This is a genomic window from Candidatus Marivariicella sp., assembly GCF_983056325.1.
In genome coordinates, this window is sequence record NZ_CEZOWA010000003.1 from 46,640 (window position 1) to 60,114 (window position 13,475).

Annotated in this window: 14 protein-coding genes; 4 read left to right on the plus strand and 10 right to left on the minus strand. The window is 31.7% G+C overall.

All coding sequences use genetic code 11. The features are described 5' to 3' along the window. Nucleotides 1-15 precede the first annotated feature (15 nt). Nucleotides 16-1,308, plus strand: coding sequence for a glycosyltransferase (locus AC3ATN_RS01550; RefSeq protein WP_487531453.1), 1,293 nt, complete (start codon nucleotides 16-18; stop codon nucleotides 1,306-1,308). On the opposite strand, the gene nadD is transcribed toward AC3ATN_RS01550, so the two are convergent. Genes nadD through AC3ATN_RS01590 form a run of 8 tightly spaced genes read right to left on the minus strand, consistent with a single transcriptional unit; the run spans nucleotide 1,305 to nucleotide 8,451 of the window. After that, nucleotides 1,305-1,886, minus strand: coding sequence for a nicotinate (nicotinamide) nucleotide adenylyltransferase (gene nadD, locus AC3ATN_RS01555; RefSeq protein WP_487531454.1), 582 nt, complete (start codon nucleotides 1,884-1,886; stop codon nucleotides 1,305-1,307). The two genes, AC3ATN_RS01550 and nadD, sit on opposite strands and share 4 nt — an antisense overlap. Further along, a complete protein-coding gene (gmk, locus tag AC3ATN_RS01560; protein ID WP_487531455.1) occupies nucleotides 1,883-2,458 on the minus strand; it encodes a guanylate kinase in 576 nt (191 codons plus the stop codon). Before gmk ends, nadD begins: the two co-directional genes overlap by 4 nt. Continuing rightward, nucleotides 2,458-3,315, minus strand: coding sequence for a YicC/YloC family endoribonuclease (locus AC3ATN_RS01565; protein ID WP_487531456.1), 858 nt, complete (start codon nucleotides 3,313-3,315; stop codon nucleotides 2,458-2,460). The genes gmk and AC3ATN_RS01565 overlap by 1 nt, the downstream gene beginning before the upstream one ends. A 3-nt stretch (nucleotides 3,316-3,318) precedes the next feature. Next, nucleotides 3,319-4,071 (minus strand): 3-keto-disaccharide hydrolase, encoded by a 753-nt coding sequence (locus tag AC3ATN_RS01570; RefSeq protein ID WP_487531457.1) that lies wholly within the window; start codon nucleotides 4,069-4,071, stop codon nucleotides 3,319-3,321. A gap of 1 nt (nucleotide 4,072) precedes the next feature. After that, nucleotides 4,073-5,125, minus strand: a complete 1,053-nt coding sequence (locus tag AC3ATN_RS01575; RefSeq protein ID WP_487531458.1) for a sugar phosphate isomerase/epimerase family protein — start codon at nucleotides 5,123-5,125, stop codon at nucleotides 4,073-4,075. An 11-nt stretch (nucleotides 5,126-5,136) separates the two neighbouring features. Beyond that, complete coding sequence (locus tag AC3ATN_RS01580) at nucleotides 5,137-6,267, minus strand: Gfo/Idh/MocA family protein (RefSeq protein ID WP_487531459.1); 1,131 nt, start codon at nucleotides 6,265-6,267, stop codon at nucleotides 5,137-5,139. Continuing rightward, complete coding sequence (locus AC3ATN_RS01585; protein WP_487531461.1) at nucleotides 6,260-7,465, minus strand: nucleoside permease; 1,206 nt, start codon at nucleotides 7,463-7,465, stop codon at nucleotides 6,260-6,262. Before AC3ATN_RS01585 ends, AC3ATN_RS01580 begins: the two co-directional genes overlap by 8 nt. Nucleotides 7,466-7,482: 17 nt before the next feature. Beyond that, nucleotides 7,483-8,451 (minus strand): sugar phosphate isomerase/epimerase family protein, encoded by a 969-nt coding sequence (locus tag AC3ATN_RS01590; protein ID WP_487531462.1) that lies wholly within the window; start codon nucleotides 8,449-8,451, stop codon nucleotides 7,483-7,485. A gap of 173 nt (nucleotides 8,452-8,624) precedes the next feature. Here AC3ATN_RS01590 and AC3ATN_RS01595 point away from each other — a divergent pair, with 173 nt between their 5' ends. Together AC3ATN_RS01595 and AC3ATN_RS01600 are read left to right on the plus strand one after the other, a co-directional pair. Further along, a complete protein-coding gene (locus tag AC3ATN_RS01595; RefSeq protein ID WP_487531463.1) occupies nucleotides 8,625-10,316 on the plus strand; it encodes a GMC oxidoreductase in 1,692 nt (563 codons plus the stop codon). Nucleotides 10,317-10,320: 4 nt separating this feature from the next. Next, the gene (locus tag AC3ATN_RS01600; protein WP_487531464.1) at nucleotides 10,321-10,962 is read left to right on the plus strand and encodes a gluconate 2-dehydrogenase subunit 3 family protein; all 642 of its coding nucleotides are present in this window, start codon (nucleotides 10,321-10,323) and stop codon (nucleotides 10,960-10,962) included. A 2-nt stretch (nucleotides 10,963-10,964) separates the two neighbouring features. Here the strand turns inward: AC3ATN_RS01600 and AC3ATN_RS01605 are convergent, their stop codons facing one another. Beyond that, on the minus strand, nucleotides 10,965-11,867 hold the full coding sequence (locus AC3ATN_RS01605) for a DMT family transporter (RefSeq protein WP_487531465.1): 903 nt from the start codon (nucleotides 11,865-11,867) through the stop codon (nucleotides 10,965-10,967). Continuing rightward, nucleotides 11,860-12,213, minus strand: a complete 354-nt coding sequence (locus AC3ATN_RS01610) for an arsenate reductase family protein (RefSeq protein WP_487531466.1) — start codon at nucleotides 12,211-12,213, stop codon at nucleotides 11,860-11,862. Before AC3ATN_RS01610 ends, AC3ATN_RS01605 begins: the two co-directional genes overlap by 8 nt. Before the next feature lie 93 nt (nucleotides 12,214-12,306). Here AC3ATN_RS01610 and AC3ATN_RS01615 point away from each other — a divergent pair, with 93 nt between their 5' ends. Then, complete coding sequence (locus AC3ATN_RS01615; protein ID WP_487531467.1) at nucleotides 12,307-13,461, plus strand: cystathionine gamma-synthase; 1,155 nt, start codon at nucleotides 12,307-12,309, stop codon at nucleotides 13,459-13,461. Nucleotides 13,462-13,475: the final 14 nt, after the last annotated feature.

Genomic DNA, 13,475 nt, shown 5'->3' on the forward strand with positions numbered 1-13,475 from the left:
TTTATATTAGAAATCATGCAGTCTAAATCAATACTCATCATTACATATTACTGGCCTCCATCTGGAGGGTCAGGAGTGCAAAGATGGTTGTATTTTTCAAAATACCTTAAAAGATATGGGTACTCCCCAATTATCTTAACTATTGATTTAGAATCTGCTTCGTACCCTAACTTAGACAATTCATTATTAAAAGAAGTAGAAGAAATACCAATTCATTATGTTAAAGCATTTAATTGGATTAAAATCTATTCCAAGTTGAAATATGGAGTTAAAGATTTAATTAAATCTCCACAGGGTGAGTTTTCTAAAAAAGGAATTTTTGATCACATTGCTGGGTTCATAAGGGGTAACTTTTTTATTCCTGATGCAAGAATTAGTTGGGTTGATCCAGCAATTAAAAAGGCTTTTAAAATAATAAGAGAGAATAAGATAAATTTAATTATTACTACTGGCCCACCTCATTCAACACATTTGATTGGATTAAATTTAAAAGCCAAGTTGAAAATAAAATGGATTGCTGATTTTAGAGATCCATGGAGTGACTTGTTTTACCTTAAATCCTTTTATCGTTTTCCTTTTGCCGTGAAGCAGGATTTAAAACTAGAAACTAGTGTTTTAAATAAAGCAGATTCAATTTTAACAACAGCATCCGAAAATTTTCACAAAGAGCTGCAGTCTAGAATTACTAAAAAGCAAAATTTCTATAAAATATACAATGGCTTTGATTCAGAATTGTTTGATAAAAACATAAAACGAATTAGTGAAAGTTTTAAAATTGTTTTTACCGGTCTTTTATCTGAAAACCATCCATACAAGTCAATTGTTATGGCATTCTTAGAACTAGAAAAAAAGGAGCCTAAACTGAATTTTGAAATAATTTTTGCAGGTTCAATCTCAGATAAAATTTTAGAAGAGTTTGAGCTTTTTCCTAACTTTAAGTATTATGGATACGTTGAGCACCATAAAGCAGTTGATTTAATGTGTCAAGCTAATATTTTATTAAACTTTTTATTTAATCAAAATAAAAAGTCTTCAATGATCTCCGGAAAACTTATTGAATATATGGCGACTGGAAATCCTATTTTAATGATAGGCGACTCTAAGGGTGAAGCATCAAGACTACTCTCAAAGCAAAGCTATAATCTAACTATAGAACCTACTGATATTGATTCAATTACATCATTTATTAAAAATAAGTATGATAATTGGGTAAATGGAACAAAACATAAGGCTGAGTATAGTCCTGTTTTACCATTTTCGAGAGAAGAAAACACAAAAAGTTTAATAAAAATAATTGAAGGACTTTAACTAATATATAGATCGTTATTTCTTATAAAATCATATACAACAGAAGGAACTAAATTTTTGATAGATTCTCCATTTTTGTATTTTTCACGGATATAAGTGCTTGAAATTTCCATAAAAGGAGCTTTGAAAAACTTAATTTTTTCGTGAACTTTAAACTTTTCAGGAATTGATTCTCCATTTTTTCTAGGATATATAAATAGAGTATGATTCTCTAAAATATTCTGATAATTTTTCCATTTTTCAAAATCAATTAATAGGTCACTGCCCATTAAAAATACATATTCATTTTCAGGATGATTAGTTCTTAAAAATTTTAAAGTATCACACGTATAGTTGGGAGCCGGAAGTTTTAATTCAATATCTGATAATTTTATTTTTGGAATGTCTGAAACTGCTAGCTCAGCAGCCTTATATCGTTTGTCAAAATCATAGTCTTTTCTTTGAGACTTAAATGGGCTTTGAGGAGTAATAATAAATACTATTTCACTTAAAAATTTGTTGTTAATAAAATAACGTGCAACTTCCAAATGTCCATTATGAATCGGATCAAAAGAACCAAAAAAAAGACCTTTTTTCATTGTTTGTTAGATAAAAATTTACCAATAATCCTGGTAATTTTTAATTTAGCAATTTCTAAATCATCGTTGACCACAATTTGATCAAATTTATTAGATAATTTCAATTCTTCTTCAGCTTTTGAGAGTCGAACTTTTATTTTTTCTAAATTATCAGTTCTTCTTTTAAATAGTCTTTTTTTAAGAGTATCGAAGTCAGGGGGTTTAATAAAAATCGTTAAAGTATTTTCAGGAAATTGTTTTTTTATATTTAATCCTCCAACAACATCTAAATCAAAAATTACTATTTTATTATTATTCCATATTTTTTCAAGTTCAGAATTAAGAGTTCCGTAATAGGTTCCAGGATAGACTTCTTCGTGCTCTATAAATTTATTATTAGTAATTTTCTTTTTAAATAATTTAGTATCTAAAAAATGATAATCTTTTCCATTTATTTCTTTTCCTCGGGGAGGTCTAGAAGTTGCGGATATTGAAAACTCTAAATCAGGAAAAGTTTGTAATAAATGACTTATTAGAGTAGTTTTTCCAGAGCCTGAAGGAGCGGAAAAAACAATCATTTTCCCACTTTTCATTATAATACGTTTAAAAGTTGTTCTTTTATTTTTTCTAACTCATCTTTCATCTCGACAACTATTTTTTGAAGTTCAAAATCGTTAGCTTTTGAACCGATTGTATTAATCTCGCGCCCCATTTCTTGTGAAATGAAGCCAAGCTTTTTCCCGTTTGATTCTTTTAAATTTAAAGTATCCTTAAAATATTTAATGTGGCTATTCAGACGCACTTTTTCTTCATTAATATCGTATTTTTCAATGTAATAGACTAATTCTTGTTCATATCTATTCTCATCAATATTAATTTTTAGATCATTTAAAGTTTTTTTTAATCTCTTTTTCAAAGAAATAATTCTGCCTTGATCAACTTTTATAATTTTTTTAAGACAATTCTCAATTGCTATTAGTCTATCATTGAAATCATTAAACATTGTTTTTCCTTCCTGAGCCCTAAAGTCATTGACTTTTTCTAAAGTTTCATTAAATAATGATAGAATTTTGTCCTTTTCATCATTATTAATATCATGATTTTCAACCGAAGTAGTATTTGGAAGTTTCATGGCTATTGACAATAGGCTCACTTCGTTTTTTGATGATACATCCTTTAACTGATTGATATAATCTTTGACTACTTCTTTATTTATTTTTAAAGCTGACTCATCCTTTATTGATGTTTCATTTATGATTATATCAATTTTACCTCTTTTAAGTATTTTAGTGGTCTCTTTTCTAAAACTTGATTCTAGTTCTTTATAAACAAATGATGTTTTTAAATTAATATCAAGATTTTTACTATTTAAAGTCCTAATTTCTGTTGAAATAGTTTTGTTTTTGAAGGAAGACTCACTCTTTCCAAAACCAGTCATTGAATAAATCATACCCTATTCGATTTCTCTAATTTTAATATTCCTGTAAGAAACCATATTTCCGTGATCCTGAAGTCCGATCTTACCTGTTTTAAACTTACCAAAATCTTTAAAATATTCATTATCAAACTTAGAACCACTCACTAATTTCTCCCACTCTCTTCCATTTACTGGAAAAATAGCAATTTCGTTTCCATTGAGATTTACACTTCCTGTATTTAAAACATGATTAATTTTTAAAACCGTAAGGTTCCAGTTTCCTGCAGGATTACAGACATCCATGCTAGGTTGGACCAAATCATAAAGTGCACCTGCTTGATGATATTTTGGATTGTTTTTTGCGTCTGGATGTCTTTCATTGTCAAGTACTTGAATCTCTGGTCCTGTTATGTAGGCTTCATTGTATTTTAGATCTTCTTTTACTCCCCAAAAAATACCACTATTTCCACCCTCAGAAATTTTCCATTCAATTGATAGCTCAAAATTTGTGTACTCAGCATCAGTGACAATATTATGGCCTGTGCTTTTGTTTTCTTCAATTGGATTAAAGACCATTGCCCCATCATCAATAGTCCAAGCTGGACTCATTTCAGTTTTATTGAATTGGTGCCATCCTTTAAATGTTTTACCATCAAATATATTGACCCAGTTTGTTGAATTTGATTCACTGAATTCAGTTTTTACTGAATATTCACCAGTTGTTTTTTTCTTTGGTTGGTCTTGACAAGACAAGATAAAAATTCCAGTTAGTAAAATTATATTTTTCATATTATAAGTTTAAAATTTGTTTTAAATGATTTTTGTTAACTTCTCCACCAGCAAAATCATCAAAAGTTTTTTTAGTTGCTTCAATAATGTGTTGCTGAATAAATTTAGCTCCTTCTCTGGCTCCTTGTTCAGGACTTTTAATACAGCATTCCCATTCCATAACAGCCCACAAGTCACACCCATATTCAGTTAATTTACTAAAAATTTGTTTAAAATCGATTTGTCCATCTCCAGGAGACCTATATCTCCCTGCCCTATCTTTCCAACCACTATACCCTCCAAAAAGTCCTTTTTTTCCATTAGGCCTGAATTCAGAATCTTTTACATGAAAAGATTTTATAAACTCATGATAATGATCAATGTATTTAATGTAATCAAGTTGCTGAAGAATAAAGTGACTTGGATCATATAATATCTTTACTCGATTATGATTATTTGTGGCTTTCAAAAATCGTTCAAATGTAATTCCATCATGGAGGTCTTCACCTGGATGAATTTCGTAGCAAACATCTACACCCTCTTTATCAAAGTGATTTAATATTGGAAGCCAACGTTTTGCTAGTTCAGAAAAACCCATTTCAACAAGTCCATCTGGTCTTTGGGGCCATGGATGCCATGTGTGCCATAAAAGAGCACCTGAAAATGTAGCATGTGTTTTTAAACCGAGTCTTCTGCTTGCAGTTGCAGCTTTTTTAACTGTTGAAATAGCCCATTCGGTTCGGGCTTTAGGATTTTTTTTATATTTTTCAGGAGCAAAGTTATCAAACATTAAATCGTATGATTGATGAACGGCAACAAGCTGGCCTTGAAGATGCGTGGAAAGTTCCGTTATTTCTAGGCCATAACTGTTAATTTTTCCTTTTAAATCATCACAGTAAGTTTGACTTTCAGCAGCTTTATCAAGATCAATTAAAAAAGATTCCCAAGTAGGAATTTGAATTCCCTTATAACCTAGGTCAGATGCCCATTTGCACATACCGTCCAGTGAGTTAAATGGAGATTTTTTATCCACAAACTGAGCTAAAAAAATCGCAGGTCCTTTAATTGTTTTCAATTTTATAATTTTTAAAGTTTTACCCAAATATTTCCTTCATCATTTGAAGTTATGACTTTTTCAATAAATAGCATTCCACGAACTCCATCAGATAGTCGAGGATACTCACCAGGAAAAGATTTCTCATTATTTATGGCTTTTGCTACTCCTTTATAAATATTACCCATTGCATCAAAAATCCCTTCAGGATGACCAGAGGGTATTTTCACACCGTCCTCTGCAAAATTTGAATTATAGACGTTACCTCTTTTGAGAATTTGAAATGGCTTATTTTCATTAAGGTGGTTAAGATAATTTGGATTTTCTTGTTCCCATTTTAAAGCTCCTTTCTCCCCATAAATTGCAACCGTAAAATTATTTTCTTCGCCAGTAGCAATTTGACTGGCTCTTATTACTCCTTTACTACCATTATTCATCCTTATTAATATTGTACCATCAACATCCATGGGATTATCAGCATAAATATAATTTAGATCAGATAATAATTCTGAAACTTTTAAATCAGTAACATATTCTAACATATCGAAAGCGTGAGTTCCAATGTCACTAATACAACAGCTAATTCCAGATTTTACCGGATTCAACCTCCAGGTATTACTTCTTTTTTCACTATCATGAATTATAGGATTTATCCAACCTTGGTAATATTGTAAATCCACCTTCTGTATTTTACCTAAAACACCATCTGAAATCATTTGTTTCATCTGTCTTACCATTGGATATCCTGTGTAAGTATAAGTAACAGCAAAAATAGCTTGTTTTTCATTTTGAATTTTTTCCAATTCTAGGGCTTCTGCATAAATGGTAGTGAGCGGTTTTTCGCAAATCACATTAAAGCCGCTTTCAAGCAGTTTTTTTGCCATTGGGAAATGTAAAAAGTTTGGAGTTAAAACGGAGACTACTTGCATTCTTTGATGCTGTGGTAACTTTAACTCTTTGTCTATTAAATTTTCAAAATCTTTATAAACCCTGTTTTTTGACAAACCAATTTTTTTGGCAAAATCATAATTTTCATCCCAATTGGGGTTAAAAACTCCACCAACTATTTCATATCTATCAAACATTTGAGATGCAACGCGATGAACTATTCCGATAAGAGAATCTCCGCCACCCCCTAAAATACCTAAACGAATTTTACTCATCTTTTAATTTAATTTTTTCATTTTTAAAAGTCAGTATAAAAAAGAGAAGAACAAAAAGAGCAAAACCAGAAGGGATAATCCAAATTTGAGTCCAGTCATGTCCAGAGCTAATTATAAACTGATCCGTAATGTATCCAGCTAATCTAAAACCTACCAACATCCCTAATCCATAAGTAGCTAAAGTTATAAGTCCTTGAGCAGAGCTTTTAAACTTATCACCAGCCTTGTAATCAGTATAAATTTGTCCAGAAACAAAGAAGAAATCATAACAAATCCCATGTAAAATCACACCAAAAATCAACATCCAAGCGTTTTCACCTATATCTCCATATGCAAACAGAATATATCTGACAACCCACGCTAACATCCCTACAATTAAAGTTGTTTTAATGCCGTAGCGTTTTAAAAATACTGGAAGTAGTAAGATGAATAAAGCCTCAGATATTTGACCTAACGTCATTACAGCAGCTGCTTTTTGCATTCCAAGTTCATTTAAAAATTGATTTGCGTGCTGATAGTAAAATGCCAATGGAATACATATAAGAATAGATGATATAAAAAATATTAAATATTTAGTGTCTTTTAAAAGAGACAATGCGTCAAGACCTAATATTTCACTAATACTATAATTTCCTTTTTCTGCTGACGGAGGAGTATCTGGAAGAGTAAAGCTGAAGACACCAAGGATTGCTGAAGCAGAGGCAGTAAGATAAAATGTATTTGATAATAATTTTTGAGATTCCCATCCCAAGTAACCAATTGTTAAGCCAGCAACTATCCAACCAACAGTTCCAAAGACTCTAATAGGAGGGAATTCTTTAGAAGGATCTTTCATTTGACGAAAAGCTACAGAGTTCACTAATGCCAAAGTTGGCATATAGAGAATCATGTAAATCAAAACAAAAGGATAAAAGGATATAAAGTCCTCAGATGTGCCTGCTAAATATAAAATCATAGCACCAAGTATGTGCAAAAAACCAAGGATTTTCTGAGCTGAAAAATAACGATCAGCTATCAAGCCAATAATAAAAGGGGCTATTATTGCACCTATTGATTGAGTTTCATAGGCCTGCGCAAGCTGAGATCCACTTGCGTTAAATGACTGAGATAAAAATGTCCCCATAGTCACAAACCATCCTCCCCAAATAAAGAATTCGAGAAACATCATAAATGATAATTGTATTTTAATTTTACTCATATTACTTCATATAATATTTATCCGTGTTTTAATAAAAGATCTCTGGTAGCAATAGTCCCAAGTTCTTGACTCAAGTCAGTACCTTCATATTCCACCCCAATATAACCTGAATACCCAGCCTGTTTTACAATATTCATCATTTTTTTATAATCTATTGTGTTTTCATTTCCGTTTGAGTCAAAGTCATATGATTTTGCACTTACAGCAAAGGCTTTGGACATAAGTTTTTTAACACCCAAGTACCTGTCATACTCTTTGTCACAATCCTGGTTAGAAGCCCCCCATTTTTTTGATATACAAAAATTCCCAAAGTCAGGTAATGTTCCACAATTCACTTTATTAACATCATTTATAACATCCATCAAAAGATCTGCGTCGGATGAAAATCCACCATGATTTTCTACAATTATGTTTATATTGTAATTAGAAGCATAATCTGATAAAGTGCTCAAGCTTTCTTTTGAAACTGTTTTCCATGACTCAATATCATCAGCAATACCATGCAGATTGACTCTTATTGAATGGCAATCCATTTGACTTGCTGCTTCCACCCATGGTTTGTGATTTTCTATTGCTTTTAACCTTGAAGTCTTATTTTTAGTAGACAGATCTCCAATATCGTCTATCATTATTAACAAGTTTTTTAAATCATATTGATTAGCAAGCTGATTATTTCTTTTTACAAATTGGTTTACAGCAAAATTTGAACTGGAAGCATCTGATACATCTTTATATAAACTAATCACATACTCCAAGCCCTCAAAACCCCATTTTTTTGCAAGCTCAGCGAACATGTAAGGGGAAATATCCCCATTTTTAATCATTATATTAAGGGACCATTGGGCAAGTGATAATTTAAAAAAAGGATTTCCAGAATCAGACAAAGGAATACTTTTTTTTAGCTGGTTATTGAAGGCTGTGACTCCAAAAGAACTGATTCCCATTCCAGCAAAAGCAAGGTTAGATACAAACTTTTTTCGATTCATTTTCTTGATTTCAAATTATAACACTTGTTTAAAGGTGTATAAATATAACTTTTATAAAAATACATGATATCTAAACCACAAAAAAAATTATTCATTTAAAAAACAATCTACAGTTATTTTATTTATATTTAATAAGATGCGATAAACAACCAAGAGTTAAAAAATATTATTGAATGATTAAAAGCAATTATGATGCTATTGTAGTAGGAACTGGAGTAAGTGGAGGCTGGGCAGCAAAAGAATTATGTGAAAAAGGATTAAAAACTCTTGTGCTTGAAAGAGGCCCTATGTTAAAACACGTAGAGGATTATAAGACAATGAATAATCAGAATTGGGATTATCCTGCAGGCGACATAATTACTGAAGAAATTAAAAAACGTCAGCCAAAACAAAGCAGAACCAATTATGTAAATACCGAATCTACAAAACATCTTTTTGTTGACGATATTGAAAACCCTTACAGCGAAACAAAACCATTTAACTGGATTAGAGGTTACCATGTTGGAGGAAGGTCTCTTACCTGGGGTCGTCAAGTTTATAGGTTAGGAGATATTGATTTTAACGCAAACTTAAAAGATGGTATTGCTGTTGACTGGCCAATCAGGTACAAAGATATTGCTCCATGGTATGACTATGTTGAGGAATACATTGGTATAAGTGGTGAAAAATTAGGATTACCCCAACTTCCTGACGGAAAGTTTCTCAAGCCAATGGAAATGTTCTGTGTTGAGAAGGATTTAAAAAAATCACTAGCAGAGAATTACGATGATCGTTTACTTACAATTGGAAGAACTGCTCATATTACTGAAGGAACAAAACCAGGTCTTGGAAGGGTATCATGTCAATACAGAAATAAATGTAGAAGAGGTTGTCCTTACGGAGCATATTTTAGCAGTAACTCTTCAACGCTTCCAGCAGCTTCTGAAACTGGAAATATGACCCTGAGACCAAACTCTATTGTCACTGAAGTTATTTATGATGAGAACTCAAAACGTGCTTCAGGAGTAAGAATTATAGATTCAGAAACAAATGAACAGATAGAATATTCTGCAAAAGTCATTTTTTTATGTGCTTCAACTGTTCCAACCACATCAATTTTAATGCAATCAAAATCAAATCGATTTCCAAATGGTATGGGAAATGATTCTGGAGAATTAGGACACAACCTAATGGATCATCATTTTCAAATTGGAGCAAGAGGAACTTCGGATGCCCACAGAGATAAATTTTATGTAGGATCAAGACCTAATGGGCATTATGTGCCAAGATTTAGAAATCTTGGTGGTAAAACAGACCAAAAAGATTTTATTAGAGGTTATGGTTACCAGGGAGGAGGAAGTAGAAATTCATGGAATGTTGTGCCAGAAAGTGCGTATGGTGCTAATTTTAAAAAAGAAATTATAACCCCTGGAGATTGGGGAATTTCATTAAGTGGATTTGGTGAAACTCTTCCTTATCATGATAATCTACTATCACTCGATTACGAAAAGACAGATAAATGGGGGTTGCCCACAGTAAACTTTGATTGTGAAATCAAGGAAAACGAGATAAATATGAGAAAAGATATGCAGCAACAAGCTATCGAAATGCTTGATAAATCTGGTTTTAAAAATGTAACTGGATTCAATGATAAATATAATTTCGGTAATGGTATACATGAGATGGGAACTGCGCGAATGGGTCATGATCCAAAAACTTCTGTACTAAACAAAAACAACCAGTTACATAATGTTCCAAATGTTTATGTCACCGATGGTTCTGCAATGACATCAGCAGGTTGCACAAATCCATCAATCACTTATATGGCACTTACCGCAAGAGCTGCTAATCATGCTGTAAGAGAACTAAAAAAAATGAATATTTAAAAAAATGAATAGAAGAAATGCACTTAAGAATATTGGGTTTTCAGTTGGATCCATGACGGTAACTCCTGCTCTTGTTAGTTTATTCCAAAGTTGTCAATCGCAAACAGATTGGAAACCTAGATTTTTCTCGCCAGATCAAAATGAAATTGTGTCTAAATTTCTTGAGTTGATTATTCCTGAATCTGATGGAATTCCAGGAGCATCAGAACTCAAGCTTATCAGATATATTGATTCATATGCAAGTTTAGCTAAAAAAGAAGACACTTACGGTATTCAAAATCTAAACTCTCTTATTAATAGCACATTAAAATCTACCTCTAGATCTAGTGTTTATGAATTAACTTCAAACGATTGTGAGGATCAACTAAAAAAGTATCTTTTAGCTGAAGAAAATCAAAAAGATGAATGGACACGTTTATATGAAAATTATTTGTTAGTTAAACCATCTGGCAACGAATTGATTCCTGAAGAGGCAATGGCGTTTTTTTCAATTCTAACTATTAGAACCTGGAGCGTTACAGCCTACCGATGGAACAACGAGTTTATAGCAAAAAATATTCTTGATTTTAGACCCATACCAGGAGAACAAAAGGGATGTGTTGATCTTCAAGAGACAACGGGTGGTTTGGTTTGGGCTATCCAATAAAATCAGGTTGATGTCTCCTTATTATATTTAGTAGTAGCAAAATAAACTCCTATAAACACTAAAACCATTGCAATTATTTTTATAAAGTCCAAATCATCATTCCCCGTTACTATAGCATAAACTATTGCAATTGGGGGTTGTAAGTATATAAAAGCACCTATTGTTGTGGCTGGAAGACTTTTAAGGGCATACATGTTTAACATATAAGTTAAAAAGGTTGTTCCAATAACAACAAAAGCCATTCGCCATACAGCTTCAAAAGGTAGTGAAGTCCATCGAACTAGGCTGAATTCATAATATGTAACTGGAAAAGACAAAATAAACCCAATAAAAAACATCCATTTCATCAAAATTAAAGTATGATATTTTTGAATAAGTGGTTTGGATAGAACTAAATATCCAGCAAACGCGGATGCATTAATTAAAAACATGATATTTCCTAACATTGCATTTGGTGCGTTTTCACTAATTTTTTTCCCATAAAAAATTAATATTAGTGTTCCTGCAAAACCGATTATAATTCCTGCTAGTTTTGTAAGTCCAATTTTTTCTTTGAGAAAAATATAAGATAAAATCAAAACCATTACGGGAGTTAACGTAATTATTACACCACTATTAATGGGGGTGGATAGTTCTAATCCTTTTAAAAACATTAACATATTAATACATGTACCAAGTAATGCAGCGAAAAACAACCTTAAATAATCAGCGGTATCAATTTTCTGTTTTGGAGCTAAAAAACTTATAATAAAAAAAATAAAACCGGCACCCATAAGTCTCAATTGAACTAATCCGAAGGCTCCGATATATTGAGGCATTATAACTTTAGCAATAGTATGATTTAACCCATATATAGTAGTTGCAATTAGAGCGGCAATAAGAGCTAAAATTTTATCTTTATCCATTAATAATACTTTTTGCCTGTTTAATAACCCCTGGAGAGTTTCCAATAAAAATTTTATCATCAATTACTAATACTGGACGTTTCAAAAAGGTGTAGTGTTCTAAAATAAGTTTTTTAAAGTCAATTTCATCAAGATTAATATCCTTTAATTTCCTTTGTTTATATAACTGAGATTTTTTGCTAAACAATGATTCATAACTTCCCGAAAGAGACTTTAAAAAATCAAGTTCACTTTCAGTAATCCCTTTTTTTTTAATGTCTATTAAGTTCTCGGACTCCACTAAGTCCAATTCTCTAATAATTCTTTTACAAGTTGAACAGTTTTTTAAATAGTAAAAAGATAACATTTAAACTCATTTTTTCTTTTACAAAGAAAATGTATTTTAATTATATTTATGATAAAATCAAATACATTTGTTTAAAAATTAAGGCTAAATTTTATGAAGAAAAAATTGCATTTTAACTCCAGAGTTATACACGGAGGTCAAAAACTTGATAAATCCTTTGGGGCAGTTATGCCCCCTATTTATCAAACTTCTACCTATGCTCAAACCACACCTGGAGGCCATAAAGGTTATGAGTACAGTAGGACCCATAACCCAACTAGAACTGCTCTTGAAAATTCTTTAGCTAGTATCGAAACAGGTAAACATGGACTAGCTTTTGGTTCGGGTCTTGCCGCTATGGATGCAGTTCTTAAACTATTAAAGCCTGGTGATGAAATAATTGCTACCCATGATTTGTATGGAGGATCCTATAGACTCTTCACTAAAATTTTTGAAATTTTTGATTTAAAATTTTATTTTGTTGATCTTCAAAACATAAATGAAATAAAGTCTAAAATTAATAAAAAAACAAAATTAATTTGGGTTGAGACCCCTACCAATCCAATGATGAATATTGTTGATCTTCAAGTGGTTAGTAATATTTCAAAATCAAATAACATATTGTTAGCTGTTGACAATACATTTGCATCTCCATACTTACAAAACCCACTTTCGTTAGGAGCCGACATTGTTATGCATTCTGCAACTAAATATATTGCCGGACATAGTGATGTTATTTTGGGTGCATTAGTTGTAAATTCTGATGATTTGGAGCAACGCCTTCGTTTTATTCAAAATGCAAGTGGTGCAATTCCTGGGCCAATGGATTGCTTTCTGACTTTAAGAGGTATTAAAACTTTAGGAGTAAGAATGGACCGTCATTGTAGCAACGGTAGAAAAGTTGCAGAGTTCTTAAATAAAAATCCTTTAATTGAAAAAGTTTACTGGCCTGGACTGATAGATCATCCCAATCATTTAATTGCAAAAAAACAAATGAAAGATTTTGGTGGAATGATTTCGTTCATCCCTAAAGGCTCTAATTATGATAATGCTGTTAAAATTATTGAAAATCTCAAAATATTTACTTTGGCAGAGTCTCTTGGTGGTGTTGAAAGTCTATCTGGACATCCAGCAAGTATGACTCATGCTTCTATCCCGAAAAATATAAGAGAAAAAAGCGGGGTTTTAGATTCTTTGATTAGACTCAGTGTTGGCATTGAAGACCATAGAGATCTTATAGATGATTTAGACCAGGCACTTAATGTTTAAGCTTCACTATCTTT